The organism is Microvirga alba (assembly GCF_015694465.1).
GTDB classification, from domain to species: domain Bacteria; phylum Pseudomonadota; class Alphaproteobacteria; order Rhizobiales; family Beijerinckiaceae; genus Microvirga; species Microvirga alba.
In genome coordinates this window covers 21,193-43,428 of record NZ_JADQDO010000010.1, presented here as the reverse complement: position 1 = coordinate 43,428, position 22,236 = coordinate 21,193, and the positions used below count along the sequence as shown (strand labels likewise).

Here is a 22,236-nt window from a genome sequence, read left to right as displayed (position 1 = left end):
CATCGCTGGTGGAGCGTGGGTGTGCCGCATGAGCCCGAGGCTGCTACCCGCCTCCAGCGCGATCACCAGTGCAAACAATTGCAAGAGGTGTTTCATCGGGCAGGTTACCTGACCGGCTCAGGATCCGATGTAAGGACCGGGAAGAGAGGTGAGAAATGGACGCCTTCAGGGTAGCGGATTCGGGTTCAACACATAGTCTTCGATGGCTCGAATGAGACTGCTCGCCCCCTTTCCGGGCGCATACACTAACGGCTTCGAGCCTCGCCGTGCTTTGATGAAGTTCGTAGCGGCATGCTTGGCGGAAGCCCACGCAATAACGAAGAGGTCGGCGCGAGCGACCAGAGCGGCCAGCGCCGCAGTTGCGTCATGGTCGTGGTTGAGTTCAACCTTGATGTCGGGTTCGATGGATGCGAGTACCGATTGAGCGTTACGACCCGCAGTTTCGGTCAATGTGTAGACACCGATTGTTAGATTGGAGAGCTTTTCGGCAATCGGTGCGGTAGCCTTTGGAGCGACGGCGGGAGCATCCGGTTTCCAACCAATCAGCGAGGCGAGTCGCGAGCACGCCAACTGCTGGCCGGCACTCAGCCTATCCATGAGGCCGAGGGCGGCCGTTACCACGGCGGCTGTCGCGTCGGTAAGAGCGGCCGCGTCTACCGGCGTGAAGCTATTGGCGACATCGGCCAACTCGAACACGTCGTAGGCGGTATTCCGGTTGAGCGCTTCCGCCGCGATCACCGCAACAGCCTCCATCGCGTCGCGGTACTCCGCGGGACTCACCCCACAGCGTAGAGCGCTCTCCAGGAGAACGACTGCGGACTTGATCGTCGTTTCCCCACGGCGAGTGCTGAGTGCGATCCGCATCAGCAGCGACAGATATACCGGGCAGAGACCCGTCCGAGGCCACCATGGATCAGCTGCTGCCCACTCGACAAGATAAGGGAGCGACTGATTGAGGCGATCGCCAGCCAACCCGTCAGGGACCTCGTCGATATTTCGTGCGAGGGTCGTGAACATATAGGGGTCAATATCGAGATTCAGCAGGCGCCACTCAGAGGCAGCCCGGCGGGCGTAGGATGCCGCGTCGAAATCTAGATCATCGAGGCGGCTCAACCAGCCCAGCCAATCCTCTGGTGGACGCTTCGGCCCGAGGCGTCCTTCGATCTCGGACCACACGGCTCGAAATATAGGCCGAGACATCAGTTCTTGCCTTTTGGCCTCGCTTAACAGCCCAATAGCGGTCACGGCCTCCGCATCAATCTGTATGTTCACGTTTCCTTCGCCGGCTGCGACGGCGAACAGCGCCGTTCGGGCGCGAGCTAAGGCGTCCAAGTGGCCGCTGCGGTCTGTCGAACGGCTCCCGGCCTCTTCTCGCCCTTTAGAGGCTTGGGCGACGTCATCGGCATCCACCTTCTCTGGCGCGTCGTAGGGCGCCAGTAAGACCATCATCTTCTCGACGGATGGCGACGGGGTTCGTCCGACGAATTTAAGCAACGAGCGGCCAAGTGACTCCACGCCCTCGTCCAGCGCTTCGCCGCCTTCAGCCGTGCGGCTAGCGAAGTGAGTCCAGTATAGCGCTTCCAGCAGCAGTTCCGCAGTCGCTGGTGAAGGCCCGCTCGCACACAGAAGCTCGAAATCGGGGTGAGTGTGGATCCCGCTCCAGTCGCCAGATGCTGCACGGATTTGGAACTCGAGTTGCAGAAGGTTCTGCGCGTCGAGCCGAAGTTCGTCGCGGAGCGTGCCATTTACCGCCCACGCCGCATCCAAGTCGCCTGCATTGAGGGCATCCTGCAAGCGCGCCAGCAAAACGGACGTAGGTTCGGGCCGCGCCGTAACGAGGTCCGGCGCACGCGAAATCGCGTCTTGCAAGGACAGGAGTGCCTTCACTACCCCCGTCGCACGGCGAAAGTTCCCGGGCCTCAGCAACGCCACCGCATGAAGGTAGGCATCGGAAATAAATCGCTCAAGGGGATCGTTTGTATCGAGACCGCTGGGAACTCCCTCGAAGTCGGTGAAGGTCGCACCGGCGAACGCGACCAGCAGCGGCTGAAGCCGGCGCCAGGCCGCGGCGCTATCAGCGAGTGCGTAGAACGCCACCGTCCCATCGGCACGCACAGCTGGCACGATCGCACCTGGAAAACGCTCGTCCTCGAGCGTGTGGGCGAGCTTCAGCGCCGCTGAGTTCAGCTCCGCCCACCGCGCCAGGCGCGCGAGTGTCGAGGTATCCAGAGCTACTGCCATCTGAGAGCCCCTTTCCACCGTTGGTCGATCGCAAGGCGGCGGCGGGCGGCTGCGGCCGGATCGACTCGCAAGAGCATGTGCTCGTCATTCGACGTGAGACCATAGTGCGTCAGGTTCATGGAACCGCCGAACACGTAATCATCACCGACGATAGTCTTTTCGTGAGCGGCCTCGCCAAGCGCGATCCCGAGGTGTCCGCGCGCGGAGCGCTGGATCTCCTCTAACCGCTTTAGAAACGGGTTATTGTGGTCCACGTCCCGCATCACGATGGCCACACGCGCGCCGCGGGTAACAAGCGCCTCAATCACTCCGGACAATCGGATCTTAGCCGACGGCCAGTCGGGGCGGACGCCGGCGAACGCTCGAGCGCGATTGTCCACCACCTCGATGTCGCTGACCCATGCCGACAGCAGCCACAGTTGGGAGCCGGGGCTTACCAGTTCGGCCAAAAACAGCGACTGCAGGACGTCCTGCATCGGGCGACTCTGCCAGGGGACCGAGAGGTCGCGGCTCAAGGTCATCAAACTTGCTCCCTAAGCACGACGTGAGCCGTCAGCCGTTCGGCTTCTTTCGAAACGCGCTCAAGAACCGGGTAAAGTTGGAGATGGCCGACGTGGACCGGAGTTGCCTGTAGCTCGACGATAGCGCTCCTTAAGAGATTGCGCTTCATAAGAGGAGCATAGAGTCGGGCTGCGCCGCTCTCGGATAGTTCGCGACTGAATACTTCCTTCCAGTCGGCTTGCTCCACCGCGATCGCGGCGCCGTGTTGGTCCAGCAGGACGGCTCGGGCGAGTTGGGGGACCGGCATCATAGGCTTTCTAAACGGGCTCCAGCCTGCGAGCGCATCACGGCGAAGAGAATCGGCGTTCGGCCATAGCAACCCTGCTAGCACCGCCGTGCGATCGTTCCGGCCAGCCGATAGCTCAAAAAGACCAGCGGCCACGCCGAGCCGCGCGATGTCATCCTCGAACGCAGAGAGCACCGCAACCTCCCGTATGTCCAATTCAATGCCCAGCGACGCTTCGGTCGCCTCCCACAGCCCGAGCAATGCCCTGACCGTGTCGTCATGCACTCGCCCAGCACCGGGGGCGAATACTCGAGCGTTGAGCGAGACCACGAATGTCCGGGTGACCTCGACTCCGCGCGCGTCCAGGAGGTCCAGCAGTGCCTCGCGCTTGCGTGCTCGGCTTTCGTGGCTGACCTCATCCCTCACCGCTTCCACGCTGCGGGCAACTTCGGCGTCTGACAGCATCAACTCGTAGGTTTGGCGCAGCGCCGCTGATGCGGACTCCAGGTCGCTGGGCTCGAGCGCGGCTTCCAGCGCCCGGAACAGCGAGCGCGGTTCGCGCGCGTACTGCTCCGACAGGGCTTGGAGGACGCCTGCGCCGCCCACGGTCGACTCCGTAATCCACAGCGTCGCCTCGTCGAGAGCATTGGGATGGCGCGAAATATCAGCAACCAAAGCCTCGGTTGCCATGTGGCGAGGCGCGCTGGCGGTTGCCGCCGCAATCAGGGCGTCCGCAAGCGTCGCTTCCAGAGTCCGGCGCAAGAACGTTCCGCGCTCGCTCCCCTGGTTCGAAAGAGAAGTCTTCAATGACGCTGAAAGGCAGGCTCGCACGGCGGGATCCGCGAGGCGTGCCCGAAGCGCGGCCTTCAGCCGCTCGAGGCGATTCCGCAGGTTCCCGTTTTGATGGTCGCCGTCTTGCCCATCGGAGTCGCCGTCGCCCTCGCGATCTGCTTGCAGATGATGAACCCCCAGCAGCGCATCCATAACCTCTTCGAACTGGGCAGCATGTAATCCGGCGGTGAGCGCATCGGCCGAGTCCTCGAGGCTCTGCCCGGATGCCGTGGCGAGCCTGACGGCACTCAGGAGGAAAATCTGGCGCACCCACGAGCGCTGGAAGACATTCATGTCACGAGGCAAATCGGCATGATCTTCGACGAGACGCTTGTAGAACAGCGCACGTAGTGCTCGCTGTAGCCCAGGCTCGAACGCGAGGTCCGCCAACTCATGCTCGGGCTTAAAGCTCACCCTGAGGGCGAGTCCGTCGGTTTCGAACTCGTATCCGACGGCGGCAGGGTCGCCAGACACGCCCACAAAGGTCACGTCCACGATCTGCTCGACACCGCGCGCTCGTTTGAGCTGCGCCCGCGCGCCTGTTGCAAAACGCCGGACGCTCACGCTCGCGCGAAACTGGTGCAGAAACAGCCGCAGGTCGCGCACGAGGCCGCGCCAAGCGGTTCGCGCTGGCGGTTGGATCGACACCGGTTCGCCGTGCTCGGCAAAGCCGCTGGCCCACTGCAGGGATGCATTCGATGTGGGGCCGATGGTCCCTGGGTTGGCCTTCTCGAGCCTCACCCGCCACGGACGATAGACAGGCAAGTTCACCCAGCCCGCCTCCGCGCCACCCTCGAACTGCCCGACGTACTCGTGGCTCTCAGCGTAGGCGCTGATGGGCAGGACATACTCGGTCACGCCGGTGGGAACTGGGAACCAATGCGCGAGTCCGCCGTACGCGTCGCCGAAGCGCCGGGTAACGCGCCCGGGGGCTAGCTGGGCGAGCGCCTGCTGGATCGGCAGGCTCTCGCGAGTCTCTTGGTCTCGACGAGTGGCCGCCGGTAACACGGCTTCCACCTCGGGGAGATTCAGATCCGAGAAGAGCGTCCTTGGCGCGGCTTCGGGCAGCGGATGATCGAAGACATATCGATCATGTGTCCGCCCTTCCGAGGGCCAGGCGAGTTGCCAGTCGCGATAGATCCGCCGCAGCAACGTCGGGGCGACCTCCATCAGGATCGAGCGGGGCGGTTCCCAAAGCAAGCGTTCGACGGTCTGCTCGTCCACGTTCAAGGCGGATTTCAGGTGGGCACGGAAGCTCGCAAGAGCCTCTTCGTCTCCACGAACGAGCGACGCCACTTGCTCCTGCAAGTGCTTGCGCCACTTGCTGTCGTCATACCTGAGATCCGAGGGGACCGACGCAGTCCTCCATACGTATCCCTGCCACACACCGTTTGGTCTAGGACGATCTGCGATCCAGTCGAGCAGAGCGAACGCAGCCTGCATTCGCAGCACGTACTGGTTCTGGATTGGAAGCGACTGCGTCGTAAGCAACGGATCGAACAGATGCTCGAATGCCTGGAAGAGTTGGCGATCGCGGCCATAGTCCGAAAGGACTGTCACGGTCAGCGGCCGCATGCGTCGATCGCGCCCCGCGCGGCCGCGGCGCTGGAGGAAGGATGCGAAGCTCCGCGGCGCCTTGTGCTGCAGCACGGCGCCGACGGCGGGGTCGTTGAAGCCGACCTCGAGCGCCGATGTGGCGACGATCACGTTTGCTTCGCGATTCACCCCAGGATCGCGCCCCGTCGTTCTCGCGACGACGAGCGGTTCGGCGAGTGGGTGGCCGATATCTTCGGGCAGGCGCCAGCATTGACCGGCGCTGTCGCGCGCGCGCGGATCGCCGTCCTGTCGTTCGCCGTCGCGAAGGGCGGCAAGCGTTCCTTCTGTTGGATCGAACCGTCCGAAGGCGTTGTATCCTTCCGCATCCCGAAGGTTGTCGAACAAGCGGTGGGTGACATCGAGGTCGTCGGTGAATACGAAAAGCTTCCTGCCGAAACGTCCGTCCGACAGCCCATCGGGCGGGTCCAGCACCCGCGCGAGGAGCATGGATGCCTGAATAGAGGTGGAGAGAAGCGCTGCCCGCGATGCGGGATCTCCCCGGAGCGCGATCTGGTACTCCCGCCCCTCGTAGGTCATGTCGTCTTCGGCTGGCGTCACCTCATTGACCCGATGCGCCGGAAGGCCGGTCAAGTCGGCGAAGAAGTTCTGCGCTTGCTCAAGTGTGGCGGAGAGGCCGACCCAACGAACCGGCCCCCCGACGAGCGAGCGCCACCGGCGCAGCGTCAGGGCGGCCTGGGCGCCCGACACGCCGCTGTATGTGTGAGCTTCGTCCAGGAGTAGGAATTCCGGTCGCCGCGTGGAGGAGGCCCTCACCCCGAACAAGTGTCGGCCTCGTTGGTCCGACAGCGTTCGGTTGAGCATCTCGGTCGTCGTGAAGAGGATGTCCGGTGGGTTGTCACGAATGCTGTCGCGCGTGAGGGGGAGGCTCTGCTCGTCGAAAGTGGCACCACATTGGCTCGAGCAGACGAGCCGCTCGCGTCCTCGCTGGATGTCCTGCACCAACCAGTGCATCTCGCCGTCACAATCGCACCGGATGAAGGGGCACACGAAGGCCCTTGGCGTCCCGGTCGAAGGCTCCTGCCTCCAAGATTTTGGAAGCTTGTCGACCGCCGCCTTCATCGGCGTGTCGCCGAAATAGGCGCCGACTCGCAGCGGCCGGCGCCCTGGTCTGTTCAGAGCCGGCTTCGCCCGGCGGACATTCCGATAAGCTTCGGTTAGTTGGTCCTTCAGGAGTTCGTTACGCGGGTAGATGGTGATTGCCTTGGTCCAAAACTCGCCTGGTTTCGCCAGTTCGGCCAATCTCACTAGCACTGGCAGATAAAAGGCCAGCGTCTTTCCCGATCCAGTTCCCGCGGTAACGATCACGCCTTCGTCTTGCTCAAGGGAGGCGAGGAGGCGACCAACAGCTTCTTCTTGGAAGCGCGCGATCTGCGAGGGGACTATGGCCCGCCAGACCTCACGCTGCGTCGGGGTGAGCCCTACCTGTGCGGCAGCAACGGCTGCGGAGTCCCGGTCGCGTTTGGGATATCGCCGCGGGCGGAGGTCGATGCGGAAGTCTGCCACGAGGGGGGGCGCGCCCCGCCAGGCCTCGTTCCGAAAGATCTGCCGCGTCCGGACCAACAGGCGCATCGTTTCAGCGAACCTCGAGCGGTACCGCTCGCCGCACCCGGGGACCTCGAAGGCGTAGAGCAGCACGGCCTCAATAAGGTCCTCGATTATCGCCTCGGCCTTTCGCCCATCGGCGACCCGCCCAGCGATGGCGATCAACTCTTCACGGCTCAGCGAACCGTCGACGTCACCCCACCTGAGGGACAAGAGTTCGACGTCCTCAACGGCGTTGAGGACGGCATCATGTGCGCTTTCAATTGTCATCTGATGCGTATCCCGAACGCTTCCGCGAGTCTGTGCTCCTCCAGCCAGGTGAGCACGCTTGGCGTGAGTTTCGATAGACCCGCGCCACGCGGGGTAGCTGCTTCGCGGAACAGGACAAGCACATCTTGCGGTATGTCCCTGGCGTCGAGATCACGCCAAGCCTCGTTGCATTGCGTAGTGAGGACTTCCATGACATCGAATTCGGCGGCCTTTGAAGGTGTGCGCGCGGCGCTCGCCAAGGCCCGATCCCTCAGCCCGCGGAAGTGTTCGACCTTCGGCCGGAGGGCAGGCACGCGGTTCAATGCGTCGAGCAAGTCGCTGCTCACCGCTGGCAACCGCTGCCGGACGTATCTGCCCCAGGCTTGATTGGCGGCCTCCTGGAGGCTTGAGGCGATCTTTCCCAGGGGCACCAACATCTTCGGCTGAATGTCCTTCGCCCCTAAAATTGCGGCTGGATCGGCGGTGACCGCATCGAGCAATTGGCTCAGGAAGTGCCGGACGCCGGCCACGGCTTGGACCTCGGCCTCAATTTCTATCCCACGATCACGCAGTTGCCGCGCGCTTCCCGCGCATAACCTGAGCTCTGCGAGGACATTCTCGAACTGCGTCGCGCGAGAGCGGATCGCCTCCGCCTGGTGGGCGATGGCACCGAGGGCGTTGATCTCACCGACCTCCACCGAGAGTTGCTCAGAGCGCTCAAGCAGCGTCACGGGAGGTCCCTCCTGGCTCGAGTTCAGAAAGGTCCTGGACCAGTGCTCCAAGGACTGCGTTCAGCCTCGTCGTTTCCCGTTCCACTTCAACGCTTGCGCTATCCGCGCGGCGCGCCCGGACCTCGGCTTCGGCCATTGCCAAAAAGTCGGCCCAGCGTCGAATGAGGTTCTGAGTCGCCTCGATCGCATTGCGATGCGCTCTGGCGAAGCTGGGCAACTCGCCTTCAGGAGGGTCGGCGTCACGGATGCGGCGTGCCGCCTCCAATGCGGCGACAAAGTGCACGTTCGCGAACTCGTCGCGGGCCGCTTCGAGGGGTGCGCGGGGGCCCGGCAATCCACCGAGCGCTGCCGCATCTAGGGCGCGTCGAACGCCTTCGAGGACGCTTTGCCGAGTGGGTTCGAAGCCGAGGCCCTGTTCGACCTCGTCCAACCAGCGGGTCCGCTCGTCGCGCTCCATTAGCAAGGCAGCGTGCAGCTTGCCCTGCACGGCCTCGTAGAGGTCGCCGACGACCTTGTAAGGATCGGGCAGCGCTTCCGGGTGGCGATCGAGCTTCCAATTCCGGCGTCGAAGAAGGCGAGCGGCTGCCAGCGGGACCACTGGGTTGATGAACCGTCCCGCCCGGCCCCCCTTTGTGACCGAGATGTGGGCGCGCAGCAGGTCTTGGAGTGCACTGCGCTTCTGGCGAAGTGAGGCGTAGACGCTCCTCAACTCGGTCGTTGTCGACGGACTCTCTTGGGGAACGTCCTTAAACAGTGACTCCAACAATCCCTCGTCGGTCTGAGCCTGGGTGGGGATGAGCGCCCCACCGAGCGCGGATCCGACGAGCAGCAACTCGACTACGCCGGCGATGGGGTCCCACTTCTTGGTATTCCCCCGCAGTCCCTGCACTTGTCGTACGACGTCCGCGGCGCAAACCTCCACGAGTTCCGAAAGTGCTGCGAGCCCAGCAATGCCGCCTCCCGCACTCCAACCCGATTTCTCGATCTTCAGGAGGGTCTCAAGCGCAAATGCCGCCTTAGTGAAGCCCTGATCGTCTTGTTGGAACGGCAATTCGAGACGGATAGGCGGTACTGCACCGCCCGTAGTCACCTGCCGAGCGAAAGCGATGCTGGCGTTGCGGAAAGGGCGCGCCGTGGTGGCCGTGGCACCGGCGAACGACGTCGGGACCAGACCCAGAGTATCCCAATCGATGGCGCGCTCGATAATCGGAAAGAGCGCCTGCCGGAGCCTCTGGGCAAGCGACTGATCCATGTCCCCTCCCTCAACCCACACTGCGAGTTGAACCGACACCGGGTCTCTAGGGGTGGGTTGCGGCGGCAAGGGATCGGGCCCCGGAGGTGGCGGCGGGGGGCGCACATCGAGGCCGGCGAGCGGCTCAAGTCCGAAGGCAGGCATCACGCCTTCGGGGGGATTCTCGAGCCGACCGTCCGACCAGAGCTGGAACAGCGATAGGTATCGATCGAAGCGAGGCCCAGCCTTATCCATCAGTCGCGCCCGCTCGTCAGGGCGGAAGTTGGAGCCGCCCATGCGGTTCAAGAGCGCTGCCGTAGGGAACTCGCCGGCCGCGAGTGCTGATGCCTCGTCGACGAGCACTGGACGAAGGACGTACTTCTGGAATGTGCGCGGGTTGAAGCGGGTGGCCGCCTCGGGATTCGTCCGCAGCGCCATGGTGTTCAGGGCGCTCTCGGTGAACGGATATAAGGAGTATCCCTCTTCGGTGGCCCCGAATGCGTCAGCGCAGGGTCCCCGCGCAGGGCATGTGCCGCATGCGTTGGGTACACCCGCCTCCCCGGTGTCGACGAACGCCTGCTCCAGGCGCTCGCGGCCGATGCGCGCCGCGTTCAAGTAACGCCCCGCGAAGGCCTTGACTTGGGCGGAGCTCCTTCCATGTCGATGATGCCGTCCATGCGGGTGCGCACGGTGTCGGGAAGTTCGCGGAAACGGCCCGTGGTGCATGCGAGTGCCCATCGCACGTTGCAGAGGGTGTCGCCGCCCTGGACGAGCAGAGCAGCCAGCATCGACGCGTCATAACCCTGGAGACGAGCGAACTCCTCGAACAGGATGACGAGTTCCTTGTCCCGCGTCTTCAGGTAAGACCGGATCTCGCCCATCAGGTTGCCGAGCTGGTCTCCACTGAAGTTGAGTGCACGCGCGATGGCCCTGTCCAGGCTACGATTGATAACGTCCAGGGTTGCCGGGATGTAACGATCGGAGTCGTAGAGGAAGATTTCGATCGCCTCACGGGCCTGCATCGAGCAGTTGAGCAGCGCGATGCCGTCCAGCGGCAGGTTGGAGCGCTCGAACAGCACCCGCTCCTCGAGGCGCTTCCCCTCGCGACTGGAGAAGAGGCGATCCACCAGCTCCGGAACTACCTCGCCTAGCTTCAGGAATTTCTCCTTCCGGAGGTACGGGTCGCGGAACATATTGGGCAGAGCGGCCAGGAGCGCGTCCTCGAGTTCAGGATCGATGCCCGAGTCAGGTCGCCGGACGTCCTCTTCGATCGCTTGCGCCAGGCTGTCGAGCAGCGTTCCCCTTTGAACCTCGGGCGTCGACAGCGCGGGCCCGGCCTTCTTAAGTTCGGTGTGGTAGCGATCGCGCCGGTCCGCAGGCAGTCGGTCGATCAGCTTTTCGAGGATGGCGCGAAGGTTCGTCTCGAGGCGGCGCACTGCCAGGATCTCAAACCCGGGCCGCCCCTGAACGCGCTGACGGATGCGGTGGATGAGGTGCGACTTGCCCGTGCCCGCCGGTCCGAGCACAGCCAACTGATAGTGGCCTCGGGTTGGGTCGAGCAAGCGCTCGACGAGTTCATTGGTGGAGACGCTCCGAGCTGCCTCCCCCTCGCCCTCCTTGAATGTCAAGGGCGCCTCGTTGTCCACGGCCCAGAACACGGAGTCGGGTACGAAGTCGGCGTCGATGTTGATCACATCGTGAACGCGCTCTGGCTTCCAGCAAAGTTCCTTCATGTCGAACCCTTAGCCCCGGCGGATATGAGATACGCGGCCGTCGTCGAGCAAACCTTCGACGAAGAGCACACGGCCATCGTCGAGGCGCCGCAGGTCAATGACACCGCGTTGCTTGAGCCGGTGGAGCGCTAGCGTAGTCGAGGCAGACACGTTGCCCGACTCACGCCGCAGTTCGGGACGCAACAGATCTTCGACCTGTGTCCGAACGCTCCCGCCCTCGAACACCGGACAGCAGTCGGCGAGTTCGGCGAGGAACGACGACAGGAGCTTCTCGGTCCCATGCGGCAGCAGCTTGTCGAGACGGTGTTCGATAGCACAGGTGGGATCCGGAATGACCAACTCCTCCCCAAGGTTGGTCCGCGTCACGAAGCCGAGCGCACGAGCCCAGTAGACCGCCTGCTGAAACCGGCTGTCGTTCGTCATACCGAAATCAGCGGTGACTTCCGGCCGAAACTGTTGCTTTCGAAGCATCACCGAAGCCGACCCAGTCCACTTCAGCGGCGCACGAGGATCCTGGCATAGCATCCAGGCGATCGCGCCAGCGACCGCACCTTCCGGGGTTGTGGCCGACGCGACGTGGTCGACGAGTCGAGCGGCAAGCTCTGCCCGAAACGCGTCACCTTTGTCGCCCATCGGTGGGGACATCAGCCGGATGATGTCTCCGTCGACGACGAAAAGGCCAAGATCGCTCCCCACGGCCAAGCAGTCGGTGAACGCATTGTCCTCGCCCGCCTCTTCGCTCCTTGCGAGGCTAGTGGGGCCGACGAGAGAAGTTAGGCGGGTGCGCTCTTGGCCTTCCTCTCCTTCCTCGGCGAGATGGCAGTAGAGTGCCGACAGCCGGTTCGGAGTTGCACCGACCAAAGTAATTGCTCGTATCAATGTAGCCTCGCCAAGAAGCTGTCCAGATCCAACACGAGTCCGGAGAATCGCTCGAGGGCGAACTCTCCCGGCCGTTCCATATCTTGCATGTTGTCAGGGACAATTAACAACCGGGTGGCGGAGCCCGGCGCGTTACTCGATAACAAAACGGTCCGCCCGGGCGCCACCAAGACGACGCGCGGACCGGTCGGCAGGCGCGGTGGAACCGCCCCGTTCGATGCGGCGACGAACACGGGCACTTTGCGCAGCCCTTCCATGGCCCGCTCGAATATATCCGGTGGGTCCCCAACCAAAACCAGAGCCCGCAGCCCGCCGCGCCAGAAAGAGGTGAAGGCGTTGGCCCACCGACGGCGAGCGGCCAAGCCGTTGTCGGAGTTGCGATAGGTGAGGACGACGTCACCGCCACCAGAGGTCATCGCACCCAAGGCGCCTCGCAGTATCGGCGCACTCCAGCAGGGAGCGGGTTCGCGCCGGAGAACAGAAGGCTTCTTGACGGACGCATCAGACCGGCAGAGGCCGCATGCGGTGCAGATCGGCTCCAGAGACGTTCGACCGTACAAGTCCACCAATAGGCTGGTTGGACACCGCCGGCTGCGTAGGTGCTCGAGCATCAGACCAAGGTTGCGCTGCCGGCCTGCCCAAATGCTCTGGCGCACCGGTTCGACGCGCCTGCGCCACACGTCCTCGAGGAGGTGGCCGGTCTCGAGGATCTCCACCGTTTCGAACACGCCGGTCGCGTGGTCCTCCTCCTGGTCCTCCGGACGTGCGGTTTCGGCGACGCCGTTCTGCGCGCCTACTAGGCGAAGGATGCCGACTCTAGCGAGCAGCGTGAGCACGCGGGCGTTCCATTGGAGGCTCTGCTCCCCCACGAGATCGATGTCCTCCGTCGAATGACCCGGTGCGACGTCGAGCCTCAGTCGGAACATCATCCCCCCGAGATGAGTAGCGTCAGGGTGCTCGAACATCGCCTTCCATCGGGTGAGACCGCGCTCCACCGAAATCACCGTCTCTTGATTGAGACGGCGCGCAACCTCGAAGTCTCGGTGCGACGGGATGACCATCGACACCGACGCGCACCCGTCGCGCCCACCCCTTCCCACTTCCTGGTAGAATCGGTCGAACGTCTCAGGCACGCACGCGTGGACCACGGTTCGGACGTGAGGGTAGTCGATGCCAAGCCCGAACGCCGAGGTAGCGACGACGAGGTCGAGGTCGCCGTCCCGCCAACGATCAAGCGTTCGCTTCCGCAGTGCATCGGGCGTCTGGCCGTGGAACGTCGCCAAACGACGGAAGCCGAGATCAAGCAGGCGCTTGCCCCACGCTTTCGCCTCGGCGACCTCGGTAACATACAGGATCGCGGGGCGCGGCAGGCGGCACAACGCCTCCACCACGCGCGCAGTGCGCTCGTCGGCCGTCGACGGCGAGGCCGTCCAGTACTCGGGTTCAGGTCTGACTTGCCCTGCGGATAGCAAGCGGAACTCGCCCGGATTCGAAAAGAGCACCCGCAAGGTGTCTAGCGTCTCGGGAGTGAGGGTCGCGGAGAGCAGTATCGTCCGCGGCCCCCGGTCATGGGGAGCTGCCTCGAGAAGTTCGCGACGTAACCCGCTCAGACTTTGGAAATCCGTCCGGAACCCGGTTCCCCACGCATCGACGAGGTGGGCTTCGTCAACCACGATAGCTTTGAGACGTCCGGCCCGGGCGGCGTCGATGAGTGCAGGGCGCAAGCTGCGGCATGCAGCCTCGGGAGCGGCGAATACCAACCCCCGATTTTCTTTTCCGACACGGGCGCGGATCTCCGCCCTGCATTCTTCGTCGGATCCGCCGACGTAAGCCAACGGCTCGCCGTCGGTCTCTCGGCAGGCATTCTCGTGATCGTAGGCGAGCGCCACCGTTGGGACAACGACAAGCGTGACCCCCTCGGCCGCGGCCAGTGGCGAGTCTGACGCGAAACCGACTTCGTCGATCGCCTGGAAGACCAGGCTCTTCCCTTCACCGGTCGGCAGATCGATCGCGGTGGTGGCCCCGGGGGGTGTGAGCAAGGCGGAGCGAATCGCCGCCCGCTGTCCCACCGAACGATAGCGGGTGCGGCCGAGACGCTCCATGCACGGGTCGGCGCTCGGACCAACGTCCTCGGAGCCGAATCGCACCCGTTCGGCTGCGGCTGCAACGAGGGCAGGGTCATGGACCACCTGGTTGGCCCACCCGGGAAGCCAGGGCAGCGCACGCAATTGACCGTCTTCGACCTGCAAACCCGCAATAGCCGCGCACGCCGCCAATCCGGCCGGCGCCGGTAATCGTGGTTTCGGACCGCCGCCTCGACGCCGCTCCTCGCCGAGGAGAACGTGACGCACGAGCACCGCGACGTCGAGCGGCGATGCCGTTCCATCTGCGAGCGCGCGCCGCAGTCTCTCCAGCCCGACATCGGCGATAACCACGCTGTCGGGCGCGACTCGGCCGGCCATGACCGCCGAAACCGCGCGAAATGCTTCAACGCCGTGCAGACTCAACGGCGCGCTCCCTGCGGAACATAGCCGGCCAGGATGAACGCACCGACAGAGTCTAAACGCACACTTGGCGTCTCGACGGATCGAACCACGGCCAAGTCCAACTCGCGCTCGCGGCACGCGGACTGGTCGCCGCGCGCCGCGCGGGATTCCAGACGCCCGCGTCGGCGCTCGGCGTCGTGCTTGGCCGCAAGGGCGGCAGCCTTACAGCGCGCCGCAAACTCTTCGCTTTCTTCGAGCACCTGACGCCCGAAATTGCGTATTCGCGAGCAGAGGTCGGCGAACTCAGAAGGGCTGACCACAGACGCCAACCAATCCGGTCTGCTCCCCAGGTTGAAATCCCGGCCTCCATCGCTCACTCCGGGCCGGAAGGGCATTTGCAGTGCTTGCAAAATCTCAGGCGCCCGCACTTCGGTGAGGTCGGCGCCTACATGCTGCACGAGGGTCCACGGGCGCAAGAAGCTAACAGTTCTCCGACGGAGGCCCTCCACATCTTCCATTTTCAAAAGGTCGGCATTCACGAAATAGCCCGGTGAAACTACCCAACAGAGGCGAAAGTAGAGCCCCTCATCTCCGACCCCACCGGCACCCCGGTGAAACCGCCAGGTTGCGAACGCACTCCCGCGGTCGTCCCACAGGAGCAGACGCTCGAGCGCGTCCACGAGTGGCGCGCCCGGGCGCAGCAGTCCGACATCCGGTCTGGCCAGCGCCACCCGGCGCTTCCAGGTCAGAGGGCGTTTGAGCGCTGCCTCGAACACAGAACGCCAAGGCCGTTCGGGCAGCAGGGTGTTGTGCGCCCAGGCCAATCTGAACTCGTCCTTGGTGCGCGAAATCCGGAAGTTGAGAAGGTTGCCTAATAGGTGTTCAAGCCGATCGGCGAGTTCGCTTTCATCCTCCTCGGCCTCTTCCATTGCCGCAACTAGCGCCCTCGATGGTTCTCGGGACATCGCGAGTTGGTCGAGCGCGTATTGTTCGTCCAGTCGCTGCCGCTCGGTCGCCATCAGTTCTTTGAGCGAGGAGATGTACCCGTCCAGGTTATTGGCGCCGCTTCGCAACAGATGCCGACGGATGCCTCGCTCGACGCCCTCGATAACGAACTGTAGGTCGCTGACGGGGCGGTCGAAGATCTCGATGCCTGACCGAAGAAGATCGAGCCACACGCTCCAAGGGGTGTTCTCGTCGCCGTCCGGGATGACGACGATGTGCTTGAGAGGCCCCTTCGATCGCCCAAAGCGATCAAGGCGGCCGATCCGCTGCTCGAGTCGGCCGATCGAAAGGGGAAGATCGGTGTGCAGCACAGCGTCCGCAAAGTGGAGATTCAGACCTTCTTCTCCCCGTACATCGAGTATCGCAACGAGGGCGCGCGGGTCACACTCGAAGCGGACCACATCGTCGCCCTCTTTGGCTCGAGCCAAGGTAATGACGGCTTCCGCCGCCAGCCGCGCGTGCAATGCGGTCGCAATCGCTGCCGCGGACGACCCGTTGGTGGCGAAAACTACCAGCTTGGGTGATGTAATAGACTGGCGGAGAAACTTCAGATGCCGCTCAGCGATGAGCGCGATTTGCTCTGCGCGCCTCTCGATGGCGTCTGGCTCAGCACAGGAACGGAGCGCGACGAGGAACTCAGACTCGCTGGCGAACAAGGGCTCAAGTTGCGGTAGCGTGGCGAGTGCACCGACGCCTTGTCCAGCAGTCTCGACGAGCAAGGCGAAGCGCCGCGCTAGCACATCCTCTAGGCCCGGATCGGCATCGAGCGCGAGCAGTGCCGCACCGCGCCAGTCCTCAAGCAAAGCAACCACTTTCTGGAGCGCCGGATCATCGTCGGCTTCCTCGCGCACGGTAGCCGGGCCGCGCGGTTGGAATTCCCATCCATCCAGGTCAGACCGCCGCGACCTTACAATGCGATGATGGATGCGGTAGGTATCGGCTATGTGCTCTCTGAGTTCCCCGCAAAGTCGACTTCGTTGGTCGGGAATGTCGAGCTTTTCAAGTAGTTCGTTGGCCAATTCCTGCACCGTCGCGTCGTCAGGAAACGCGTGCTTTGCTCCAGTGGCCCGTTGCCTGAGCAAGAACGTGCTGGCGTCCGCTCTGAGGCCTAGGAGGAGCCTTCCGTACTCCTGGCTTTTCGCGACGTGGTGCCTGAAGCCCTCCAGCGTTTCGGGTTTCCAGCGGTCCGGGTCGAGCCAACGCAGGAGCGCGAGAAATGCTTCTTCGTGCCCGATCAAAGGCGTGGCCGAGAGGAGCAGTGTTCTTCGGCACTTTTGGCTGAGGCGCGACAGCGCGTCAAAGGTCGGCGATCCGGGTACAATTCGGTGCGCCTCGTCGATCACCAGAAGATCCGGCGCGCTCTTGCAGTTCGACAACTCGTCGTGCGCCACCAACCGAACTTCCCCGCCCACCTCAATGCCAAATTTGTCGTGCAGTTCACGCTCCCACTGCTTCAGCAGGGGCTGTGTTACGGCTACGACTGCCCGCCTGCCGGGTTCGTCCAGTAGCACCTGACGAATGATTGCTGCAGCCTCGATCGTCTTGCCCAAGCCCACTTCGTCGGCAAGCAAGTATCGCTGCAGTGGATCGCAGAGAACCCGCCGTATGGCTTCCACCTGATGTGGCACGAGTTCGACCGATGCAGATGCGAGGCCCGTCAGTCCGTTCGAAGCTGAGCGCAGCGCAATCAGCGACTCCAAAGCCGACCACCGAGCATCGTGCCAGCGCTGCGTCTCGCCCGCCCCGATGGCTAATACCTCAGCGGGGTCGCCAAGGACGGCGAAACAGCGCGCGCGCAAAGCGCTTTCGGGAACATCCCTGTCATGGCCGTTCGGGCAGCGCACTTCGTACGTGACCGATCCATCGTCTTCGAGGAAGTAGCCGCGGATCCGCCCCATGAGCCATTGACCGCTCTCGGACGGACTGAAATAAACCCGTGTTTCGCGAGCCAAGTAGGTCCGCCTGACAACCGACGCCTCAAAGCCGACAACTTCGCGGTTCGAGGCCGAATGGAAGAACTCGACATCCAACCGGGCGCCATCTCGTGCGATGAATTTTCCTAGTCTTCGGACGTCATCGACTTCGACAAACCATCCTTCTCTCAAGAACGCATACTCTGCGTCGGCCACCCCATCCCCCATTTTGGGAGCAACTATCGCCTGCTGGTGCGGCCTGCGCAAGAGCACATTGGGATCGTTGTCTCTTCCAAAGAGTCCCGCCAGTTCGATGTGCTCGGCAATAACCAGGCGCTCAATCTCGAATCACTAGGAGAGCAAGGGCATTCATATCCTTTGAGCGCTCCGGAGTCTGAAAGAGAGGCTCTCCACGAATCCATATCTTACGCTTAGCAGGCCGGAAACTGGTCCATTTGAATTGATGATTCCGTGGGGAATTTTCCGAAAACCTATTGGTCCAGGTCGTGGCATTGTTCTCCATCAGTCTGGAGCGGACTGCCTGCTTGGCTGATTAGCTGGCTACACAGCTCAAAACGTAATGGGAAATCTAGATTCGAATGGCTCAACCGGGGCGGCAGCTACGCTTCATCAAACTGCACGCTCTTGCTGGTCCAATATCATCATCGCATCGATATGACTGTTGTTCCTGACACCAGCATCACGGCAACAGTAAAAACCAGTCCGACGAATGCCGAGATCGCCAGTCTATCAAGCAATTTTAATTCCGAGTACCACAGTATAAAATTTTCTAGCATGGTGTCCCTTAGCTGTTATATTGTAAGCAATGAACTTGCCTCGACTATCAAAGTCTTTCCGCTGCGAACACTATGAGATTCTTTGCGCCCTTGGGTGCGCGCTCCCATGCAGCCAGGCCAGACTTTGAGTTCCAATCCAAAGAGGAGTTCATTGTCAGTTCATTGTGGCGCCGGATTTTAGTCTGTACGACCGTACCGTCTTCAAGGATATACAGGACGAAGGCGCATCTTAAGAGAGTAAATTCCTGTTTGAAAGTCTTCTCATCCCGTGGCTAGTACGCAGCGGTCGGGCGCCGGCGAGTCGGGTCGCCAACCGCTCCGCATCGCAGGACCTAGGCTCACGCGGATCGGCGCACAGATTCGGGTCGAGGGCCTTGGGGATTTTGGTCTGGAAAACGAAGCCCGCAGGGGGGCGGGTGAGGCGGCCCGGCGGGTGTACAATCCCGTGTACACGCGCGCCGCGGGCATTGAAAAACCTGGGATTGCCGGCAGGTCAGAAAATGGCGGAGGGAACGGGAGCAGTTTGCCCGCTGCTCTCCCAGTGGAATCAATCCTTCTTCCGGCGCCCGCGCTGGCGCCGCGCCTTCGCCAGCGCCTCAAAATCCAGCTCCTTGAACACGGACCAGTCGATCTCCTTCGATAGCGGCAGGCGGGCGAGGCGTCGGCACTCTTCGGCGCTGATCTCGCGGCTGCCGTAGCCTTCGTGCTCATCTCCGAGTTCGTGCCCGGCTTGGAGGCGGCGCGCCCGCGGATCGACCTACTTATTGCGCATATGGTCGATCAGGTCGTGACGCAGGGAATGGAACACCTCTCGCTGCTTGCCGGCTGCTCCGGCTTTCCTCAGGAGGTCGTTCATGTTGCCCGACGTCTGTTTTTCGGGGTCGGAGTATTCCTGGACGATGTCGAACAGAAATCCGTCCTTGGCCCTGGCCCATTCGATGAACCCGATTTGGTTCAGGAAGTCATGCAGGACGAAGAAGGTCATACTGTCCTGCGTCTTGTACGGCACCCTCGTCCACGCGTTGTCGCGGAACACGATCCCGTCGGTCTGGGCGACGAACACACCGTGCTTTTCGCGGATATCGGAGCCGCGAAGATAGCACAGGAGGCCGAGCCGGCGCCCGCTCAGGTGGCCGAGGAGCGGCAACAGGGCCTCGTCGAGGAGTCCGGAGGCAACGCCGAACCGAACGCCTCGCCCTTGATCTGATCGCTGAGGCCCTCGCGGGGGATGGACGGGCGGTAGCCGAGGGGCCAGCGGATCTTCACGTCCGAGAAGGGGTAACGGTAGTCGTGCTCGGTGCAGCCGTGCCGAAACATGGTGCGGATGTTCTGGACATAGCCATCCTCAGCGGTCTTCCGGCTCAGGGGCTGGAGATGTCGGTCCTGATTCTTCTCCAAAATTTCCTGGACCGACATCTCGCCGAGATCGGTGCGTTTCGTAACGTTCGCCGGCCAGAACTGGAGCTCGTTGACGAATTTCTGCAGGTCGCTCTGCTTATAGGTGTCGACCGGCTTGTCGCCGACGATTTCGAGGAAGACGCGCTTGCGCAGCCCCAGGTACTTGATGTCCTTGTGGTCCGCGCCGTCGGACCCGATCCGCATGGCGATGTACTCGTCGGCGACCTGACTGAACAGCGGCTTGGTCGAGACCGGCTGCGCCGGAACGGCCAGGGGGGCACTTCGGGGCAGGGAAGCCGGAACACCGCCGAGGTCGTGATGGTAGCGGGCACGTAGCATGTCTGCGTTGTCGGCGATCAGCGGGGCGGCGGCGGAGTCCTTGCGAAGCTCCCGTTCAAGCGTGACGACGCCCTTCAGCGCGGCGAGGTCGGCAACTCGGCGCGGGCCGGGCAGGGGTTCGGGCTCATCGAGCAGAAGAGCGGCGGCCCTGATGAAGCCCCGCATCTCGGCGAGCACCTCGTCGAGGCTGTCACCCTGGAACAACGGCGTGATTCCGCCGAGCATCTGTCCGTCAATCTGCATCATCCTGGCCTGTGCATGCGCGAATGCCTGCCGGGCCAGAACAGCGAGCTGGTCGGCGCGCTGCTGCGCCGCCCGCTTCGAGATCGGCCCGAGGCCTATCCGAAAAGGGGGGATTCGCCGGTTTTGCGCAAGGGCGGTCGGGATGCGGATTTGGAACAAATAGGCGGTGCCGCTGCGGATCAGGTAGCGGCCCGGCGACGATACTTTCGACTGTACCAGCATGTGTACATTCCGATCAGGGACCGGGCCGGAACGCTGGATTTTCAGGGAAATGCGCCGTTTGAAAATTGGCGGAGGGGCTCAGGAAGCATGGCGGAGAGGGGGAGATTCGAACTCCCGATACGGTTGCCCGTATGCCGCATTTCGAGTGCGGTGCATTCAACCACTCTGCCACCTCTCCGGAGGGCCAAGTCTTGTTGCCAAGTTCGGCTGGTTGAGGCGGGGTGGATATCACGCACGTTCGGGCTCTTCAAGCACCCCCGTGCATGTTTTTGCAGGGTTTTTGGTTGACAAGATGGGGGGCGTTCCCTAGAGAGGCCGTCTGTACGCGTGGGCTCTTGTGTCCGCGTGTTTCGCTGCGGTGGCCGTCGGCCATCGTGAAATGAAGCCGGAAACTGCCAAAAAGCCGACCCTGCGGGTTTCCCGCGGAGAGTTGGGTTTGAACACGAGGATGAAGATGTTCGCAGTGATCAAGACCGGCGGCAAGCAATATCGCGTCGCCGCCGAAGACGTTATCACCATCGCCAAGCTCGAAGGAGAGCCGGGCGCCGCCGTCACGTTCGACCAGGTTCTCATGGTCACGAACGACAACGGCACCCAGGTCGGCGCACCCCTCGTCGAGGGCGTCACCGTGGCTGGTGAGGTGGTTGAACACACCCGCGGCGAGAAGGTTATCGCCTTCAAGAAGCGCCGCCGTCAGAATTCGCGTCGCAAGCGCGGGCATCGCCAGGACTATACGGTCGTGCGGATCACCGAGATCCTGGCCGCTGGCGCGAAGCCCAAGAAGGCTGCGGCAAAGAAGACAACCAAGGCTGCGGCTGAAGACGCTGCGCCGGCCGCCGCTGAATAAGCGAACGGTAACGACAGGAACACGGGAGTAGACCCATGGCTCACAAAAAAGCAGGCGGCTCGTCTCGCAACGGTCGTGATTCCGACGGCCGTCGTCTGGGCGTCAAGAAGTTCGGCGATCAACAGGTCGTGTCGGGCAACATTATCATTCGTCAGCGCGGCACGAAGTGGCATGCGGGCGCCAACGTTGGCATGGGCAAGGATCATACCCTCTTTGCCACGACCAATGGACGCGTCCGATTCCTTACGAAACAAGGCCGAGCCTTCGTATCGGTCGTCCCGGCCCAAGAGGCCGCAGAGTAAACGGCGAGAGCAAAGCGAAGGAGCTCCCGCCGGTGTCACACCGAACCCGGCGGATCCAAGAAGCTCCTGACAGGCCCTTAAACGGCCGAGCTCCAGATCCAAAAGATGCCAGGGGAGGTGGGACACCACCTCCCCTTCGCGTTTTCGGGCCTTGAAAGATGGCCCAATCTGGATCGGAGCAAGACCATGTTTCCCGACCTCACCCGTGACGATGTTTTCCGCTTGGAAACGCGCCGCCTTTGGCTGCGTTGGCCCCGTCTTGCCGACGCCCAAGCCATCGTACGCCTTGCCGGTGAGAAAGCTGTCGCGGAAATGACGGCTCTCATTCCGCATCCATACCCACCGGAGGACGCGGAGCGGTTCATCTTCCAGGCCCGGCTGTCCAATGCGGACGGCAACGGCCTGCAGCTCGCCATCACCCCCAAGGGCCGGCCGAACAGCCTGATCGGGATGGTCGGCATCGGCCCCAGCCTTGAGGATGGGCAGCCACATCTCGGCTATTGGCTGGGTCAGCCCTCCTGGGGGCAGGGCTATGCCACCGAAGCGGCGCGGGCGCTGATCGATGCGTTCTTCGCCTATGGCGAGAAGGATGAGCTGACGGCTTCCGCCCGGGTCATCAATCCGGTCTCCCGGCGCGTGTTGGAAAAGTGCGGCTTCGCCTATCAGGGCTCCGGCCTTGTGGAGCTGCGGGAGCGTGGCGGGTTTTACCCGGCCGACCATTTCCGCCTCGATCGGCGGGCGTGGAACAGCCTGAAGAGCTGGGGGCACACCGGGCTCGTGCGCGAGCCCGCCTCAGGCGAGTCTTCAGCCGAATTGTCTCTCGCTTCCTGAGTATTAAGCGCT

The 22,236-nt window shown here is 63.0% G+C and carries 14 protein-coding genes and 1 tRNA gene; 3 read left to right on the top strand and 12 right to left on the bottom strand.

Annotation, left to right across the window (positions count from 1 at the left end; genetic code table 11):
• Positions 1-165 precede the first annotated feature (165 nt).
• From dpdD to I2H38_RS17200, 12 genes are all read right to left on the bottom strand, one after another.
• Positions 166-2,241, bottom strand: a complete 2,076-nt coding sequence (gene dpdD / locus I2H38_RS17255; RefSeq protein WP_196273117.1) for a protein DpdD — start codon at positions 2,239-2,241, stop codon at positions 166-168.
• Positions 2,232-2,762, bottom strand: coding sequence for a phospholipase D-like domain-containing protein DpdK (gene dpdK, locus I2H38_RS17250; RefSeq protein ID WP_196273116.1), 531 nt, complete (start codon positions 2,760-2,762; stop codon positions 2,232-2,234). The genes dpdD and dpdK overlap by 10 nt, the downstream gene beginning before the upstream one ends.
• Positions 2,762-7,288: a protein DpdJ gene (gene dpdJ, locus I2H38_RS17245; protein ID WP_196273115.1), complete on the bottom strand. Its 4,527-nt coding sequence runs from the start codon at positions 7,286-7,288 to the stop codon at positions 2,762-2,764. Before dpdJ ends, dpdK begins: the two co-directional genes overlap by 1 nt.
• Positions 7,285-7,998, bottom strand: coding sequence for a hypothetical protein (locus I2H38_RS17240; protein WP_196273114.1), 714 nt, complete (start codon positions 7,996-7,998; stop codon positions 7,285-7,287). The genes dpdJ and I2H38_RS17240 overlap by 4 nt, the downstream gene beginning before the upstream one ends.
• Positions 7,985-9,844, bottom strand: a complete 1,860-nt coding sequence (locus tag I2H38_RS17235) for a hypothetical protein (protein WP_196273113.1) — start codon at positions 9,842-9,844, stop codon at positions 7,985-7,987. The genes I2H38_RS17240 and I2H38_RS17235 overlap by 14 nt, the downstream gene beginning before the upstream one ends.
• On the bottom strand, positions 9,841-10,923 hold the full coding sequence (locus I2H38_RS17230) for an ATP-binding protein (protein WP_196273112.1): 1,083 nt from the start codon (positions 10,921-10,923) through the stop codon (positions 9,841-9,843). The genes I2H38_RS17235 and I2H38_RS17230 overlap by 4 nt, the downstream gene beginning before the upstream one ends.
• Before the next feature lie 48 nt (positions 10,924-10,971).
• A complete protein-coding gene (gene dpdG, locus I2H38_RS17225; protein ID WP_196273111.1) occupies positions 10,972-11,823 on the bottom strand; it encodes a protein DpdG in 852 nt (283 codons plus the stop codon).
• 14 nt (positions 11,824-11,837) lie between these two features.
• Positions 11,838-14,348, bottom strand: coding sequence for a protein DpdF (dpdF, locus tag I2H38_RS17220; RefSeq protein WP_196273110.1), 2,511 nt, complete (start codon positions 14,346-14,348; stop codon positions 11,838-11,840).
• Entirely contained in the window at positions 14,345-17,461 is a 3,117-nt protein-coding gene (gene dpdE / locus I2H38_RS17215; RefSeq protein ID WP_196273109.1) for a protein DpdE, read from the bottom strand. The genes dpdF and dpdE overlap by 4 nt, the downstream gene beginning before the upstream one ends.
• Before the next feature lie 1,338 nt (positions 17,462-18,799).
• The gene (locus I2H38_RS17210) at positions 18,800-19,189 is read right to left on the bottom strand and encodes a site-specific integrase (RefSeq protein ID WP_196273108.1); all 390 of its coding nucleotides are present in this window, start codon (positions 19,187-19,189) and stop codon (positions 18,800-18,802) included.
• Positions 19,168-20,244, bottom strand: coding sequence for a hypothetical protein (locus tag I2H38_RS17205; protein WP_196273107.1), 1,077 nt, complete (start codon positions 20,242-20,244; stop codon positions 19,168-19,170). Before I2H38_RS17205 ends, I2H38_RS17210 begins: the two co-directional genes overlap by 22 nt.
• Before the next feature lie 88 nt (positions 20,245-20,332).
• Positions 20,333-20,422 (bottom strand) — tRNA-Ser (locus I2H38_RS17200).
• Between the two features lie 276 nt (positions 20,423-20,698).
• On the opposite strand from I2H38_RS17200, the gene rplU reads away from it, so the two are divergent.
• From rplU to I2H38_RS17185, 3 genes are all read left to right on the top strand, one after another.
• Positions 20,699-21,091: a 50S ribosomal protein L21 gene (rplU, locus tag I2H38_RS17195; protein WP_196273106.1), complete on the top strand. Its 393-nt coding sequence runs from the start codon at positions 20,699-20,701 to the stop codon at positions 21,089-21,091.
• A gap of 35 nt (positions 21,092-21,126) precedes the next feature.
• Complete coding sequence (rpmA, locus tag I2H38_RS17190) at positions 21,127-21,393, top strand: 50S ribosomal protein L27 (RefSeq protein WP_196273105.1); 267 nt, start codon at positions 21,127-21,129, stop codon at positions 21,391-21,393.
• A 186-nt stretch (positions 21,394-21,579) separates the two neighbouring features.
• Positions 21,580-22,224, top strand: coding sequence for a GNAT family N-acetyltransferase (locus I2H38_RS17185; RefSeq protein ID WP_196273104.1), 645 nt, complete (start codon positions 21,580-21,582; stop codon positions 22,222-22,224).
• Positions 22,225-22,236: the final 12 nt, after the last annotated feature.